General features: G+C 63.3%; 12 protein-coding genes. 9 read left to right on the top strand and 3 right to left on the bottom strand.

Annotation, left to right across the window (positions count from 1 at the left end; translation table 11 throughout):
• Positions 1-18 precede the first annotated feature (18 nt).
• Positions 19-1344, top strand: coding sequence for a lytic murein transglycosylase (locus tag JAO82_RS12435; RefSeq protein ID WP_198686715.1), 1326 nt, complete (start codon positions 19-21; stop codon positions 1342-1344).
• Between the two features lie 27 nt (positions 1345-1371).
• On the opposite strand, the gene JAO82_RS12430 is transcribed toward JAO82_RS12435, so the two are convergent.
• Positions 1372-1659: a DUF1330 domain-containing protein gene (locus tag JAO82_RS12430; protein ID WP_198686714.1), complete on the bottom strand. Its 288-nt coding sequence runs from the start codon at positions 1657-1659 to the stop codon at positions 1372-1374.
• A gap of 287 nt (positions 1660-1946) precedes the next feature.
• On the opposite strand from JAO82_RS12430, the gene JAO82_RS12425 reads away from it, so the two are divergent.
• Both JAO82_RS12425 and argE read left to right on the top strand, forming a co-directional pair.
• Complete coding sequence (locus JAO82_RS12425) at positions 1947-3131, top strand: M24 family metallopeptidase (RefSeq protein WP_198686713.1); 1185 nt, start codon at positions 1947-1949, stop codon at positions 3129-3131.
• Positions 3128-4291 (top strand): acetylornithine deacetylase, encoded by a 1164-nt coding sequence (gene argE, locus JAO82_RS12420; RefSeq protein ID WP_198686712.1) that lies wholly within the window; start codon positions 3128-3130, stop codon positions 4289-4291. Before JAO82_RS12425 ends, argE begins: the two co-directional genes overlap by 4 nt.
• A 7-nt stretch (positions 4292-4298) precedes the next feature.
• On the opposite strand, the gene JAO82_RS12415 is transcribed toward argE, so the two are convergent.
• Positions 4299-5282 (bottom strand): ABC transporter ATP-binding protein, encoded by a 984-nt coding sequence (locus JAO82_RS12415; protein ID WP_198686711.1) that lies wholly within the window; start codon positions 5280-5282, stop codon positions 4299-4301.
• 87 nt (positions 5283-5369) lie between these two features.
• Between JAO82_RS12415 and JAO82_RS12410 the strand changes: the two genes are divergently transcribed.
• Both JAO82_RS12410 and polA read left to right on the top strand, forming a co-directional pair.
• Positions 5370-5561, top strand: coding sequence for a zinc-finger domain-containing protein (locus JAO82_RS12410; RefSeq protein WP_198686710.1), 192 nt, complete (start codon positions 5370-5372; stop codon positions 5559-5561).
• A gap of 126 nt (positions 5562-5687) precedes the next feature.
• Positions 5688-8480 (top strand): DNA polymerase I, encoded by a 2793-nt coding sequence (gene polA / locus JAO82_RS12405; RefSeq protein ID WP_198686709.1) that lies wholly within the window; start codon positions 5688-5690, stop codon positions 8478-8480.
• A 25-nt stretch (positions 8481-8505) separates the two neighbouring features.
• Here polA and JAO82_RS12400 read toward each other — a convergent pair whose 3' ends face one another.
• On the bottom strand, positions 8506-9078 hold the full coding sequence (locus JAO82_RS12400; protein ID WP_198686708.1) for a DUF1285 domain-containing protein: 573 nt from the start codon (positions 9076-9078) through the stop codon (positions 8506-8508).
• A gap of 79 nt (positions 9079-9157) precedes the next feature.
• Between JAO82_RS12400 and JAO82_RS12395 the strand changes: the two genes are divergently transcribed.
• The 4 genes from JAO82_RS12395 to JAO82_RS12380 are packed head-to-tail and all read left to right on the top strand — an operon-like array spanning position 9158 to position 15832.
• Entirely contained in the window at positions 9158-10165 is a 1008-nt protein-coding gene (locus JAO82_RS12395; RefSeq protein ID WP_198686707.1) for an AAA family ATPase, read from the top strand.
• Positions 10162-11037, top strand: coding sequence for a DUF58 domain-containing protein (locus tag JAO82_RS12390; RefSeq protein ID WP_198686706.1), 876 nt, complete (start codon positions 10162-10164; stop codon positions 11035-11037). Before JAO82_RS12395 ends, JAO82_RS12390 begins: the two co-directional genes overlap by 4 nt.
• Positions 11034-13793, top strand: a complete 2760-nt coding sequence (locus JAO82_RS12385) for a DUF4159 domain-containing protein (RefSeq protein WP_198686705.1) — start codon at positions 11034-11036, stop codon at positions 13791-13793. The genes JAO82_RS12390 and JAO82_RS12385 overlap by 4 nt, the downstream gene beginning before the upstream one ends.
• Entirely contained in the window at positions 13790-15832 is a 2043-nt protein-coding gene (locus tag JAO82_RS12380; RefSeq protein WP_198686704.1) for a hypothetical protein, read from the top strand. The genes JAO82_RS12385 and JAO82_RS12380 overlap by 4 nt, the downstream gene beginning before the upstream one ends.
• Positions 15833-15863 lie beyond the last annotated feature (31 nt).

The following is a 15863-nucleotide window of genomic DNA, read 5'->3' as shown; positions in this document are numbered from 1 at the left end:
CAAACCGGGGCAGTAAAAATGCGACTATGGGCAGGCGCCGCGTTCTTCGGCGTATTCATCACCACTGGAATGATGGCACAGGCGGTCGAGCAATCGCCAAGGCCGATAACCCGCCCAGCGGGGCAGCAGGGCATCATGCCATCTGCCAAGACGCTGGTGGCGCAATCGCTGCGGCCCTCTCTTCGAAAGGCATCCATGGTCAAAACATCGGATGAAGTTGCGCTGAACCATGGCTTTCAAGATTGGATCGGGGGCTTTCGCATCCGCGCCATGGAAGCTGGTATTTCGGCGCAGGTGCTGGACGCAGCGTTCGACGGCGTGCGTTACGATCCGGACGTGATTGCCCGCGACAGCAATCAGGCGGAATTCACCAGAACGATCTGGCAATATCTTGACAGCGCCGTGTCAGATACCCGCATCGCCAACGGCAAGGCAGCGCTGCGCGATCATGGCACACGGTTGCAGGCGATAGAGGCGCGTTACGGCGTCGAAAAAGAGGTCGTCGCAGCCGTCTGGGGGCTGGAAAGCGCCTATGGCAGCTTTCGCGGCAAGAACGATATTGTGACATCGCTGGCGACCTTGGCCTATGATGGGCGGCGCGGCGCATTCTTTGAACAGCAGCTGATCGCGGCATTGAAAATCCTGCAGAACGGCGACACCAGCCCCCGCAACATGACCGGAAGCTGGGCCGGCGCGATGGGGCATACCCAGTTCATGCCCACCTCTTATCTGGAATATGCGGTCGATTTCACCGGCAATGGGCGGCGCGATATCTGGTCGGACGACCCCAGCGACGCCTTGGCCTCGACCGCCGCCTATCTGGCCCGATTTGGCTGGAAAAAGGGCCAGCCGTGGGGGGTCGAGGTGACCCTGCCGCGTGGTTTTGACTTTGCGCTGGCTGATCGCGCCATCACCAAATCACCTGCCAACTGGGCCCGGATCGGGGTGCGCGGCGTGAATGGCCAGCCAGTGCCAAATCACGGCGAGGGTGCAATCCTCTTGCCCGCGGGCGGGCGCGGCGCGGCCTTCATGATCTTCGATAATTTCGCGGTGATCGAGCGTTATAATTCCGCCGACGCTTATGTGATCGCCGTGGGCCATCTCAGTGACCGTCTGAAGGGCGGCGCGCCCATTCAAGCCGAATGGCCCCGTGGCGACCGCGCCCTGACACAGAACGAGCGCATGGAGATGCAGAAACGCCTGACCGAGAGAGGCTTTGACACGCAGGGCGTCGATGGTCGAATCGGCCCGCGTACGATTTCCGCCGTACGCTCGTTCCAGATCGCCCAGGGGATGGCACCGGACGGCTACGCCTCGCTGCAATTGCTGAACCGGCTACGCTAAAGCAAGCGGGCGGGCGCGGCCCGCCTGTCAGGTGCCTTCGACCACGATCATCACGCTTTCCGCAGCGCGGCGGCGGATCTCGGCGACCTCTTGGTAATCCGCGTTGTTATAGGCGTCGAGCGCGGCCTTATAGCTGGGAAATTCGATCACCACATGGCGTTCGTTCGTCGTACCTTCCACGACCTCTGATTCGCCGCCGCGCACCACGAAACGCCCGCCCAGCCGCTGCAGGATTGGCGTGTCACGTTCGACATATTCCTTATAGGCCTCGGGGTCGGTGACGGTAATATGGCCGATGATATAACCTTTGGGCATGGGTGATGCCTCCTTGTGAATGGCAGCATATTGCAAACGGAATGCTCGATCGGGGTTATCAAGGGCGCCAAGGGGGCACCGCGTTCCCGCATCCGGCAAAGTAAACACAGGAACCGCTCGCAGCGCAAGGCCAGCGCGCGGACAGCCTGCGCCAGCCATTTTCGCTGATTTTCCCCGCAAAATCAGACAGAATGACCGTTTTCCCGGCAAGTTTCACATGCGGGCTTTGTTGCATCGGCTTTGTTGGTCTAGGACAGTGATATGGCCCTTGAGATGGGGGATTTCACATGACCGCCTATGACCTTTCCTTTACCAGCGCGGAATATGAATCGCGCCTGGCTTCCACCCGCGAAGCGATGGAAAAGGCCGGGCTGGACGCGCTATTCGTCACCGACCCGTCAAATCAAGCTTGGTTAACGGGCTACGATGGTTGGTCCTTCTATGTGCATCAGGGCGTGATCGTGCTGCCCGACGCTGATCCGATCTGGTGGGGCCGCAATCAGGATTCCCATGGCGCGCTGCGCACGGTCTGGATGGGTCCCGACCGGGTGCATGGTTATGCCGATAATTTCGTCCAATCCACTGAACGCCACCCGATGGAGGATCTGGCCGGTCACCTGTCCGAATTGCGGCTGGAGCGCGCCCGGATCGGAGTCGAGATGGACAATTATTACTTCTCGGCCCGCGCAATGGACGTGCTGTACGCGGAACTGTCACAGGTGCGGTGGGCCGACGCCACCGGACTGGTCAACTGGCAGCGGGCGATCAAATCCCCTGCCGAGATCATGTTCATGCGCAAAGCCGCGGCAATCTCCGAAAAGATCGTGGACGGGCTGCTGGAACGTGTCGAACCTGGCGTGCCCAAGAACCACATCGTCGCTGAAATCTATCGTGACGCGATCCGCGGTGTCGGTGACGCTTGGGGCGACTATCCGGCCATTGTGCCCTTGATGCCCTCGGGCACCGATGCCGCCGCGCCGCACCTGACATGGAATGGCCGCCCCTTCGCACGTGGCGAGGCAACGTTTTTTGAGATTTCTGGCTGTTACCGGCGCTATCACGTCCCGTTCTGCCGCACCCTGTTTCTGGGGGAGCCGCCCGATTTCCTGTTGCGCGCCGAGGCCGCCCTGATCGAGGGGCTGGAGGCCGGGCTGGAGGCCGCCCGCGCCGGCAACCGCGCCTGCGACATCGCCAATGCGCTGGCCGCCCCATTGGAACGGGCTGGCATTGAACGTGGCGCGCGCTGTGGCTATGGTATCGGACTTAGCTATCCTCCCGATTGGGGCGAGCGCACGATCTCGCTGCGTGCCGAGGATGAAACCGTGCTGCAACCGGGTATGACATTCCATTTCATGCCCGGCCTGTGGATGAAGGATTGGGGGCTCGAAATCACCGAAAGCATCCTGATCCGGGAAACCGGCCCTGCAGAAACCTTCTGCAATCGGCCCCGAAAAATGTTCGTAAAGCCATGACCGACCGCCTTGCCGATACAATCTCGCTACTGGAGCGGCTGATCGCCTATCCGACCGTCTCCGCCGATAGCAATCTCGATCTGATTGATGATCTGGCCGGACGGCTTGAGAAATGCGGCGCGCGCATCGACCTGTTCCACGATGATAGCGGGCAAAAGGCGACACTGTTCGCCACCATCGGCCCCGACCGCCCCGGTGGTATTGTGTTGTCGGGCCATACCGATGTGGTGCCGGTCACCGATCAGGACTGGAGCAGCGATCCATTTGCAATGCGGCTTGAGGATGATCGAGCTTACGGGCGCGGCAGTTGCGACATGAAGGGCTTCATTGCCGCCACCGTCGCAATGGCCAGCGACCTAACCGACCGCGACCTGCACCGGCCCGTGCATTTCTCGTTCACCTATGACGAAGAGGTCGGCTGTCTAGGCGCTCAGGCACTGGTGCCGGAATTGCAAAAACGCGACATTCGGCCGGCAATGGCAATTATCGGCGAACCCACCGAGATGAAGGTGATCGAAGGCCACAAGGGCTGCAGCGAATATACCACGCGCTTTACCGGGCTTGAGGGGCACGGATCAATGCCCGACCGCGGCGTGAATGCGGTCGAATTCGCCGTGCATTTTGTCAGCAAGCTGATGGCGCTGCGCGAGGGCCTGATCCGCCGCGCCCCACTGGAAAGCCGGTTCGACCCGCCTTGGAGCACGATCAATATCGGCGCGGTCCGCGGTGGCAGCGCCCATAACGTGATTCCAGGCAAGGCCGAGGTCGAATGGGAAATGCGCCCAGTGCAGCAATCCGATGCGGATCTCGTCAAGGAACGGCTCGCCCGACATATCGAAGACGTGTTGCTGCCCGCCATGCGCAAGATTAGCCCGCAAGCGGATATAAACACCGAAACCATCGCCGAGGTTTGCGGGCTTGAGCCGATGGATGAAAACGCCGCCCGCGATCTGCTTTTTGACCTGCTTGGCACCAATTCGGCCGATGTTGTCCCGTTCGGGACCGAAGCCGGGCTGTTCCAGCAGATGGGCATGGCTGCCATTGTTTGCGGCCCCGGCTCGATCCAGCAAGCCCACAAGCCGGATGAGTTCGTATCCCTGGAGCAGTTACAAGCTTGTCACGGAATGCTCGACCGTCTGGTACAGACTGTTACGGTCTGAGCAACACTTAAACCTTCTTCTTGCTAGAAATATCTCGGGGGTCCGGGGGCGGCGCCCCCGGTCCGACCGATGACGTCAATGCCAGGAACACATCTTCAAGATCCGGCTCTTGCGTCTTGACGTCCCGAATGGTGATTCCCGCCGCGCGCACTGCCGCTAGCACCTGCTCGGCGCTGATTTGACGGCTTTGATAGGACATCACGATCGCACCGTCATTGCGCTGTTCGGCAGTGATTCCTTCGCCTTGCGGCATTGTCTCGACCGGTCCGTCGGGATGGATGATCATAGCCCGCGCGTCGAGACGGTCCAGCAAGTTTCCGGTGCTGTCTTGGGCCACAACCTCGCCTTCGTTGATGATCGCAATCCGGTCGCACATGTCCTGCGCTTCTTCCAGATAGTGCGTGGTCAGGATGATCGTCATCCCCGCCTCGTTGAGTTTACGCACATTGCTCCACAGCATCTGGCGTAATTCGATATCGACCCCGGCGGTCGGCTCGTCCAACACCAGTATATGCGGGTTGTGCACCAGCGCCTTGCCCAGCAGCAGACGGCGGCGCATGCCCCCCGATAGGGTGCGGGCATAGGCCCCGGCCTTGTCGCTGAGCCCGATCATCTCCAGTATTTCGTCGCTGCGCCGCTGAGATCGCGGCAATCCGTACAAACCCGCCTGCACTTCAAGCGCGCCGCGCGGGGTAAAGAACGGGTCGAGGTTCAACTCCTGCGGCATGACCCCGATCGACGCCCGGCTCTGACGCGGGTTGCGGTCCTGATCAAAGCCCCAGATCGTTACCTTGCCGGCGGTTTTCACAACCAGCCCGGCAAGAATGTTGATCAATGTGGATTTGCCTGCCCCGTTCGGCCCCAATAGGCCAAAGACAGAGCCCTGCGGAACCGTCAGGTCGATCTTCTTCAGCGCATGTTTGGGCGGCTGGTTGCGCTGCGCGCGATAGATCTTGGTCAACCCTTCGATCCGGATCGCATCCTGTGTCATTGCCGCCTCTTGCCCCCGCTTTTGCCATGGCTCATAAAGCCCCTAACGCATGCCCGCAGGGCCGACAACCAAAAGGACCCCCAGCCGATGACCATTGAAGCGCCGGAAATCAGGATTGTGGACAGCTATCGCGTCGCCTGCGACGGTGGCGAGGGCGCACTGGGACACCCCCGCGTTTGGCTGCAGATCCCGCAGGATAAGGGCTGGGTCGAATGCGGCTATTGTGATGCACGCTTCGTGCATCGGGATCATAAAGATAAGGTCGACACCGGTAGCTAAAAAATCCAGTCGCGCAGGCCGTTGACGGCGCGCTATGGGTATTTAAGACCAGAAAGAAGCGTGAGCGACCGACCATCGCAACCGGATGGCGTTGGCTGGTCGCAATATAGCAGAAAGGTTCGTCCTATGAAGTTTGGCAAGGGATGCCACCTGCATCTGATCGACGGATCGGCTTTCATCTTCCGTGCTTATCACGCGCTGCCACCGCTGACCCGCCGCTCTGACGGGCTGCCGATCGGAGCGGTTGCCGGTTTCTGCAACATGCTGCACCGTTATGTCACCGATAACTCGGGACCCGATGCTCCGACCCACGCAGCGGTGATCTTTGACAAGGGCAGCCATACCTTCCGCAACGATCTTTACGATCTATACAAGGCCAACCGCGATGCCATGCCCGAGGATCTGCGACCGCAAATCCCGTTGACCCGCACCGCGACCGAAGCCTTCAACATCGCCTGCGAAGAGCTTGAAGGCTTCGAGGCCGACGACATCATCGCGACCCTCGCCTGTCAGGCCCGCGAACTGGGCGGGCGGGTGACGATCATCTCCTCCGACAAAGACCTGATGCAACTGGTCGGCGGCGGGGTTGAAATGCTCGATGCGATGAAGAACACCGTGATCGACGTCGAAGGGGTTGAGGCCCGCTTTGGCGTGTCGCCCGAACGGGTGGTCGATGTGCAGGCTTTGGCCGGCGACAGTGTCGACAACGTGCCCGGTGCCCCTGGCATCGGGGTCAAGACGGCCGCCTTGCTGATCAATGAATACGGCGATCTGGAAACATTGCTGGACCGGGCCGAAGAGATCAAACAACCCAAACGCCGCCAGACCCTGATCGAGATGCGCGCGCAGATCGAGTTGAGCAAGAAGCTGGTACAGCTGGATTGCAACACGCCGGTGGACTTCACGCTCGACGATCTGGAGGTGCGCGAATACGATCCAGATGTGCTGCTGCCGTTCCTCGCCGAAATGGAGTTCCGCACCCTCAGCCGGCGCATCGCCGAACATCTGAATGTCGAACCGCCGGTGATTTCCGACGCGCCCATCGGCGACGACAGCGCAACCCCGGATGCGCCCGATTTTGACCAGGCGACCCATGATCACATCAGCGACGCAGCCGGGCTGCAGACCTGGATCGACCTGATCCATCACCGCGGCTATGTCGCCGTCGACACCGAAACCACCGGACTGGACGAGATGACGGCCGACCTGGTTGGCATTTCACTCTGCGTCGAGCCGGGCCACGCCTGTTATATCCCGCTGCGCCACAAGGCGAGCGCGGGCAGTGACCTGTTCGCGTCGGACGAGTTGGCCGAGGGGCAGATGCCCGTGGACGAGGCGCTGGCGATGCTGAAACCGGTATTTGAGGACCCGGCGGTCATCAAAATCGGGCAGAATATGAAATTTGATGCCAAGATCTTGGCCCGCAACGGGATCAACGTCGCGCCGATCGACGATACGATGTTGCTGTCTTATGCCATGCATGCCGGGCTGCACGGCCATGGCATGGATGCGCTGAGCGAGCGCTATCTGGGCCACACCCCGATCCCGATCAAGCCGCTTCTGGGCAGCGGAAAATCGGCAATCACCTTTGACAAGGTGCCGGTGGCCGATGCGGTGCGCTATGCCTCGGAAGATGCCGACATCACCTTGCGGCTATGGCAGGCGTTCAAGCCGAACCTGCACCGCGCGCAGGTGACCACGGTGTATGAAACGCTGGAACGTCCGCTGGTACCGGTGCTGGCGCAGATGGAAATGCACGGCATCAAGGTGGATCGCGATACCCTGTCGCGGATGTCGAGCGCCTTTGCCCAGAAGATGGCGGCGCTTGAGGCGGAAATTCATGAACTGGCCGGAGAGACATTCAACGTCGGCAGCCCCAAGCAACTGGGTGAAATCCTGTTTGACAAATTGTCGTTGCCCGGCGGTAAGCGCGGCAAGGCCGGCGCCTATACCACCAGCGTGACTGTGCTTGAGGAACTGGCGACCGAACACGACCTGCCCGGTCGCGTGCTGGACTGGCGCGCGCTGAGCAAGCTGAAATCGACCTATACCGACGCGCTCCAGACCCATATCAACCCGGAAACCGGGCGCGTCCACACCAGCTATTCGATCGCCGGGGCAAATACCGGGCGGCTGGCCTCGACCGATCCGAATCTGCAAAATATCCCGGTGCGCAGCGAGGAAGGGCGGCGCATCCGCGAGGCCTTTATCGCCGCGCCCGGCAATGTTCTGGTCAGCCTCGACTATTCCCAGATCGAACTGCGTATTCTGGCGCATATGGCCGATATCGACGAGTTGAAACAGGCTTTTGCCGACGGGCTGGACATTCATGCGCTGACTGCCAGTGAAATGTTCAATGTGCCGATGGACGAGATGACCCCGGATATCCGCCGTCAGGCCAAGGCGATCAACTTTGGCGTGATCTATGGTATTTCCGGCTTTGGCCTTGCGCGCAATCTGCGCATTCCCCGGGCCGAGGCGCAGGGTTTTATCGACCGCTATTTCGAACGCTTCCCCGGCATTCGCGCCTATATGGACAAGACCAAGGCCTTCGCCAAAGAGCATGAATTCGTGCAGACCCTGTTCGGGCGCAAGATTCACACGCCGGAAATCAACGCCAAGGGACCGCGCGCCGCATTCGCCTATCGCGCTGCCATCAACGCACCGATCCAAGGCACCGCTGCCGATGTCATCCGCCGCGCCATGATCCGCATGCCCGACGCGATCGAGGGGTTGCCCGCCAAGATGCTGCTACAGGTGCATGACGAATTGCTGTTCGAAGTGGCCGAAGATGCGGTTGACGAGGTGGTCGCCCGCGCCCGCGACGTGATGGAATCCGCGCCCGATCCGGCCGTACATCTGGACGTGAAACTGACGGTCGAGGCCGGACAGGGGCCGAATTGGGCGGCGGCGCACTGACCTAGCCAAACCGGCTTTGACCCGATTACCCGTCCGGCAACTCGTCGGACGGAATAATTCCGAAAAACTGCCCCGACGACCACAGCCCGAACCAGCCGTCGTGATGCGCGCCCAGATCGACCAGACGGTAGAAACTTTTGCGGTCGATCAACGCCTCGAGCCCGGCGCGGACCATCACATAGGGCGAGGGCTCGCCAGCCGCGTCACGTTCAACCCGGATCGGATGTGCGGGCCCCGCGGTCACCGTATCGCCCAGATTGGTGGAAAACGTGAGGGTTTGATCGCGTCCGCCCCCCGTTGAGGTGAAATCGACCGCGACAAACGGCGCGTCATCAACTGTGATCCCGATCTTTTCGACCGGAGTCACCAGATAATGTCTGCCGTTTTCCTTTTTCAAGATCGTCGAAAACAACCGCACCATTTCTGGCCGCCCGATTGGGGTGCCCAGATAAAACCACGTGCCATCCCGCGCGATGCGCATATCCAGATCACCGCAGAACGGCGGATTCCACAGATGCACAGGCGGCAGGCCCCTGGTTTCCTTGCTGGCTGCCCTGACGGCCGCGGCGATGCCCTCGGCGGATGCGGTAACGGTCATGTGTCCGCTCATTGCTTTTGCCATTCCCTCCTAACGCGATAGAGTCACCTGACCACATATGTCCGGCGAGAGGAATATTATGCCCGATCATAGCGAATTGCTGGCGGAAATCGAGTCGCTGGAGGAAAACATCACCCGCGCCCGCGCCTCGATCATGCGGCGTTTCATTGGTCAGAAACGGGTGGTCGACCTGACGCTGGCGACTTTGCTTTGCGGCGGGCACGGGTTGCTGATCGGTCTGCCGGGGCTGGGCAAGACGCGGCTGATCGAAACCCTGTCCGTGGTCATGGGCCTGCATGGCAACCGGATCCAGTTCACGCCGGATCTGATGCCCGCCGATATCCTTGGCTCCGAAGTGCTGGATACGGCTGACGACGGGCGGCGGCATTTCCGCTTTGTGCCGGGACCGATCTTTTGCCAGCTTTTGATGGCGGACGAGATCAACCGCGCCAGCCCGCGCACGCAATCGGCACTGCTGCAGGCGATGCAGGAACATACTGTCACCGTCGCCGGTGAAGATCGCAAACTGGACGCGCCGTTCCATGTGCTGGCGACCCAGAACCCGATTGAACAGGAGGGCACCTATCCCCTGCCCGAAGCCCAACTAGACCGTTTTCTGGTGCAGATCGACGTGAACTACCCCGACCGCGACACCGAACGCGACATCTTGATGGCCACCACCGGCGTGACCGATGATCAGGCCGATCAGGTGTTCACGCGTGAGGATTTGCTGGCCGCGCAGACGTTGTTGCGGCGGATGCCGGTGGGCGAATCTGTGGTGGAACTGATCCTTGATCTGGTGCGCGCCTTCCGTCCCGATGAACCCGAAGCCTCGGCGCGCGTCCGGGACACCGTTGCCTGGGGGCCGGGCCCGCGCGCAGCGCAGGCGCTGATGCTGATGGTCCGCGCCCGCGCGTTGTTACAGGGACGGTTGGCCCCTAATCCCGAAGACGTGATCGACATGGCCCGCCCGGTCCTGAGCCACCGCATGGCGCTGAATTTCACCGCCCGCGCCCGGGGCGACAGTCTGGCCGAGTTGATCGAAAGCACCGCCGCAAGCCTGTCCCGAAACGAGGCTGTCGCGTGACACCGCCGCCCACCTTACGCGAACGCGCCGAGGGCGAGGCCGGACGGCTGCCGCCGCTGCTGGCGCGGGCCGAACATCTGGCGGGCACGGTCCTGCTGGGTGAACATGGCCGCCGCCGCGCCGGATTGGGCGACGATTTCTGGCAATACCGTCCGGCGCAGATCGGTGACAGCCGCCGGATGATCGACCATCGCCGCTCGGCGCGAGGCGATCAGCAATTCGTGCGCGAACGCGAATGGCAGATTGCACAATCGGTGATGCTCTGGGTCGATCAGGGCGCATCGATGCGCTTTGCCTCGACCGAGACCCTGCCGACCAAGGCCGACCGCGCGCGGCTGCTGGGGCTGGCCCTCGCCATCCTGCTGCTGCGCGGGGGCGAGCGTGTCGGGCTCTCCGGCATCGGCCTGCCGCCCCGGCGCGGGCAGGTGCAGATCGCACGGCTGGCGCAGGCACTGGCGGTGGATGCGCCGCAGGATTACGCCACACCCGACCACCGCGCGATGATCCCGCATGCGCAGGCGGTGTTCATCTCGGATTTTCTGGGGGATATCGAGGAGCTGCGCGTGGCCTTGACCAAAGCCGCCGACCGAAGCGTGCGCGGCGTGGTCTTGCAGGTGCTGGACCCGGCGGAAGAGAGCTTTCCGTTTCAGGGGCGTACCATATTTGAAAGTGTTGGCGGCACATTGCACCACGAAACGCTGAAGGCGGGCGATCTGCGCGCGCGCTACCTCGACCGACTGGCACGGCGCAAAGACGAATTGGCGCAGCTGACCCGCGTGACCGGTTGGCAGATGGGGCTGCACCACACCGGTGACAGCGCCCAATCGGCACTGTTATGGTTGTATCGCGCGCTGGATCGGGGGTTTGCATGACGGTTCTGGGTGGCATCGGATTCGCCGCGCCCTGGCTGCTGCTGGGGCTGGCGGCGCTGCCGATCCTGTGGCTGCTTTTGCGCGCCGTGCCACCCGCGCCGATCCGCCGCCGGTTTCCGGGCGTGGCGCTGCTATTGGGGCTCAGCGACGAGGAAAGCGTTTCGGACCGCAGCCCGTGGTGGCTGTTGCTGCTGCGAATGCTGGCGGTCGCGGCGATGATCGTTGGGCTGGCCGGACCGGTGCTGAACCCGCAAACCCGACCCGCAGGAAGCGGGCCGCTGCTGATCCTGCTTGACGCAAGCTGGGCCGGGGCCGCGTCTTGGGGTGACAAGATCGAACTGCTGGAGTCCCAACTGACCGAGGCCGCCCGCGCGAGCCGCCCCGTCGCGGTCCTGTCTCTGACGGCACCCGAACCGCTCAATTTTCGGGGCGCCGATATCTGGCGCAGCCGTCTGGCGGGGCTCACGCCGCAGCCGTGGCAGCCGACCGGGGGGCAGGTGGACGCTGCATTGGCGGCGCTGGCAGATGCGGGCAAGCGGTTTGATACGCACTGGCTGAGCGACGGGCTGGATTTTCCCCAGCGCACTGACCTTATTGCCGCCTTGCAGGCGCGGGGCGATCTGCGCGTGTTCCAGACCGGCGCGGCGGTTCTGGGCCTGTCCCCGGCCACCTTCGAGGACGGCGCGGTGCAACTGACCGTCCATCGCTCGCAAAATCTGGCCGCCCGCGAGGTCACGGTGCTGGCGCAGGGGCGTGATCCGGGCGGCACCGCGCGCACCCTCGCCACGGTCCCGGCCCGTTTTGCCGCGGGCGAATTGGAAGCGCAGGCGGCATTGTCCCTGCCGTCGGAACTGCGTGCACGCATCACCCGGTTCGAGATCGGCGGCCAGCGCTCCGCCGGTGGCACCGCACTGGTTGATGACGGGCTGCGCCGGCGCGAAGTGGCGCTGATCGCCGGGCGCGCGGATCGCGAGGGTCTGGAACTACTCTCGCCGCTGCATTTTCTGGAACAGGCGCTGGCCCCCAATGCCGATCTGCTGACCGGCGCGCTGGAGGATCTGGTCCCGGCCAAGCCCGATGTGATCGTTCTGGCCGATGTCGCCACCTTGTCGCCGGGCGAGGCCGCGGCTTTGGGCGAATGGGTTGAAGCAGGCGGCATGCTGCTTCGCTTTGCCGGACCGCGCCTTGCCGCCAGCGATGTCAGCCGTGCCGACGAAGATCCGCTGATGCCGGTGCGCCTGCGCGCGGGCGGGCGCAGTGTGGGCGGCGCGATGAGCTGGGGCGCACCCAAGACACTGGCACCGTTCGCCGACGACTCGCCCTTTGCCGGGCTGGCGATTCCGCAAGATGTCACCGTCTCGGCGCAGGTCATGGCCCAACCCGACCCGACGCTGTCCGAGCGGGTCATCGCCGAGCTTGACGATGGCACCCCGCTGGTCACGCGCAAGCGGATCGGACAGGGGCAGGTGGTGCTGTTCCACATCACCGCCAATGCTGAATGGTCGAGCCTGCCGCTTTCCGGCCTGTTCGTCGAGATGCTGGAACGGCTGGCGGTATCCTCATCGAGCACGACACCGGATGCGGCAGACCTGAAAGGCACCACATGGCGACCGGTACAGGTGATGGACGGCTTCGGCAGCCTTTCCGATGCCGGTGCGCTGCCCGGTGTCGCCGGGGCCGATCTGGCCGATGCGCCGCTCGGCCCTGATCTGCGCCCCGGCCTTTATGCCAGCGAGGAGCGGCAGCTGGCGCGCAATGTGCTAGAGGCGGATATATCGCTCGCCCCCGCCGATTGGCCTGCAGACGTTCCGGTCGAAGGGCTGTCGGTTGCCCCTGAACGCCCTCTGGGCGGCGCGTTGCTGGCGCTGGCGCTGATTTTGCTGGCGGCGGATGTGATCGCCGCGCTGGCGCTGTCGGGCCGTTTAGGACCAATGCGGCGCGCTGCCGTCGTTCTGGTGGCGCTGCTATTGATGCCGCAACCGGGACTGGCGCAGGAGAACGACAATTTCGCCGTGCGCGCCACCAGCGAACTGGTGCTGGCGCATGTATTGACCGGCAATAAGCAACTGGACGAGGTCGCCAACGCGGGGCTGATGGGTCTGTCGGATACGCTGTTTTTCCGCACTTCGGTCGAACCCGCCCCGCCAATCGGCGTGAACATTGAATCCGATGAACTGGCGTTCTTTCCCATGCTCTACTGGCCGATCACCCCGGAGCAGCCAACGCCCTCGGCGGCGGCCTATGCCAAGCTGAACGACTATCTGCGTTCGGGCGGATTGATCCTTTTCGACACCCGTGACGCCAATGTTGCCGGGTTCGGTGCCGCCAGCCCGAACGGGCGCAAGCTGCAGGATCTGGCTGCACCGCTGGACATCCCGCCGCTGGAACCCTTGCCGCCGGACCATGTTCTAACCCGCGCCTTTTATCTGCTACAGGATTTTCCAGGCCGCTACAGCGGTCGCGATATCTGGGTCGAGGCCGCGCCGCCGGATGCGCAGCAGATCGAGGGCATGCCGTTCCGCAACCTGAATGACAACGTGACGCCGGTGGTCATCGGGGGCAATGACTGGGCCTCGGCTTGGGCGATTGACGCCGATGGCCGGCCGCTTTTGCCGGTTGGGCGCGGCTATGCAGGCGAGCGGCAGCGCGAACTGGCCGGCCGTTTCGGCGTCAATCTGGTGATGCATGTGCTGACCGGAAACTATAAATCCGATCAGGTGCATGTGCCGGCCCTGCTGGACAGGCTGGGCCAATGACCGGGGGGGTCGTCTTTGATCCGTTGCTCCCGTGGCCGCTGATCGCCACGCTGGGGCTGGTGGCGCTGATTGGCGTGACACTGGCACTGTGGCGCGGGTTGTCGGGCTGGGCGCTGCGCGCGCTGGCCGCCATAGCACTGCTGGGTGCGCTGGCCGGACCGGTCTATCGCGTCGAAGACCGCAAACCGTTGTCCGACATCGTGGTGATGGTCGAGGACGCAAGCGCCAGCCAGAACCTTTCTGACCGTCCGGCCCAGATGCAAGCGGCAGCCGAGGCCCTCGCCGCCGAGATTGAGGCCCGCCCACACACCGAATTGCGCCGCGTCACGGTGCCTGATGGCGCTGGTGACGAAGGCACGCGCCTGCTGGAAACACTTGCCGAGGCGCTGGCTGAGGAACCGCAGGGACGCATCGCTGGGATCATCGCGCTCAGCGACGGGCGGGTGCATGACATCGACCGCGCCCCGCCCCTGCCCGCGCCGTTACATCTGCTGCTGACGGGGCGCGAAAGCGACTGGGACCGCCGCCTGATCGTCACCAACGCCCCGGCTTTCGCCATCATCGGTGAGCCGGTCATCCTGACCCTCAGGGTCGAAGACAGCGGCGCTGTACCGCAAACCGCCAATATCGCACCGCTGGAAATTTCGGTCGACGGCGGCGCGGCACAGCGCTTTGAAATCCCGACTGGGCGCGATATTGACCTGCCGCTGACCCTGCCCCATGGCGGACGCAACGTGATCCAGTTCACCGTCCCCGAAGCCGAAGGCGAGATTACCGCCCGCAACAACACCGCGCTGGTCCAGATCAACGGTGTCCGCGACCGATTGCGTGTGCTGCTGGTCTCGGGCGAACCGCATGCAGGCGGGCGAATATGGCGTAACTTGCTGAAATCGGATTCCTCGGTCGATCTGGTACATTTCACCATTCTGCGCCCGCCCGACAAACAGGATGGCGTGCCGGTCGACGAACTGAGCCTGATCGCCTTTCCCACGCGCGAGTTGTTTCTTGAGAAAATTGACGATTTCGACCTGATCATTTTTGACCGCTACAAGCGGCGGGGCATCCTGCCGGCGTCTTATCTGGAGAATGTTGCCAATTACGTGCGCCAGGGCGGCGCGGTTCTGGTCGCGGCGGGGCCGGATTTCGCCAGTGCCGACAGCATCTGGCGCTCGCCGCTGGGCGCGATTCTGCCCGCCGAACCCAGCGCACGGGTGATCGAACAGCCCTATCACCCCGCACTTACCGATCTCGGCCAGCGTCATCCGGTGACCGCCGATCTGCAGGGCGAGGAGAACTGGGGCTCGTGGCTGCGCCAGATCGAGATCGAAACGACCTCGGGTGATGTGCTGATGCAGGGGGTCGAAGATCGCCCGCTGCTGATCCTGGATCGCGTGGAACAGGGACGGGTGGCGCTGCTGGCCTCGGATCAGGCATGGCTGTGGAATCGAGGCTTTGAGGGCGGCGGGCCGCAACTGGACCTGCTGCGCCGCCTTGCCCACTGGATGATGAAAGAGCCGGAACTGGAAGAGGAAACCCTTTGGGCCGAAGCGACCGGACAGCGCATGCGCATTGTCCGGCGCAGTTTGGGCGACGAGGTCGGTGCGGTGACGGTAACGCGGCCCGACGGCAAAACGCTGGATCTGGCGCTGGAACAGGTCGCACCGGGGCGGTTCGAGGCACTGTATGACGGCCCCGAGATCGGGCTGTACCGGTTGCAGGAGGGCGACCAGAAGACAGTGATCGGCCTTGGCCCCGCTGCCCCGCGCGAATTCGAGCAGACCATCGCGACAGGGGAAGTGATGGAACCGCTGATCGCGCCAACGCGCGGCGGCATTCTGCGCCTAGAGGAAGGGCTACCTCGCCTGCGCGAGGTGCGCGCGGGCCGCCCCGCCGCCGGGCGCGGCTGGATCGGGCTGACGCCGCGCGACGCATATGAGACGCGCGATGTCAGGCAAACGCCGCTCTTGCCCGCCTGGGCCATGCTGCTGCTGGCGGCGGGCCTTATCACCGGCGGATGGCTGCGCGAGGGGCGGCGATAGGATCAGTCCAACCGAGGCTGGAGGTTTGTTC

It is taken from the genome of Pontibaca salina (assembly GCF_016307205.1).
GTDB lineage: Bacteria > Pseudomonadota > Alphaproteobacteria > Rhodobacterales > Rhodobacteraceae > Pontibaca > Pontibaca salina.
Note: the sequence above shows the minus strand (reverse complement) of the source record. Positions and strands in the feature narration are given on the sequence as shown.

Coding starts and splice junctions, on each gene's coding strand:
- JAO82_RS12435 (WP_198686715.1), top strand. CDS start 19: ATGCGACTATGGGCAGGCGCCGCGTTCTTCGGCGTATTCATCACCACT.
- JAO82_RS12430 (WP_198686714.1), bottom strand. CDS start 1,659: ATGCCCAAAGGTTATATCATCGGCCATATTACCGTCACCGACCCCGAG.
- JAO82_RS12425 (WP_198686713.1), top strand. CDS start 1,947: ATGACCGCCTATGACCTTTCCTTTACCAGCGCGGAATATGAATCGCGC.
- argE (WP_198686712.1), top strand. CDS start 3,128: ATGACCGACCGCCTTGCCGATACAATCTCGCTACTGGAGCGGCTGATC.
- JAO82_RS12415 (WP_198686711.1), bottom strand. CDS start 5,282: ATGACACAGGATGCGATCCGGATCGAAGGGTTGACCAAGATCTATCGC.
- JAO82_RS12410 (WP_198686710.1), top strand. CDS start 5,370: ATGACCATTGAAGCGCCGGAAATCAGGATTGTGGACAGCTATCGCGTC.
- polA (WP_198686709.1), top strand. CDS start 5,688: ATGAAGTTTGGCAAGGGATGCCACCTGCATCTGATCGACGGATCGGCT.
- JAO82_RS12400 (WP_198686708.1), bottom strand. CDS start 9,078: ATGACCGTTACCGCATCCGCCGAGGGCATCGCCGCGGCCGTCAGGGCA.
- JAO82_RS12395 (WP_198686707.1), top strand. CDS start 9,158: ATGCCCGATCATAGCGAATTGCTGGCGGAAATCGAGTCGCTGGAGGAA.
- JAO82_RS12385 (WP_198686705.1), top strand. CDS start 11,034: ATGACGGTTCTGGGTGGCATCGGATTCGCCGCGCCCTGGCTGCTGCTG.
- JAO82_RS12380 (WP_198686704.1), top strand. CDS start 13,790: ATGACCGGGGGGGTCGTCTTTGATCCGTTGCTCCCGTGGCCGCTGATC.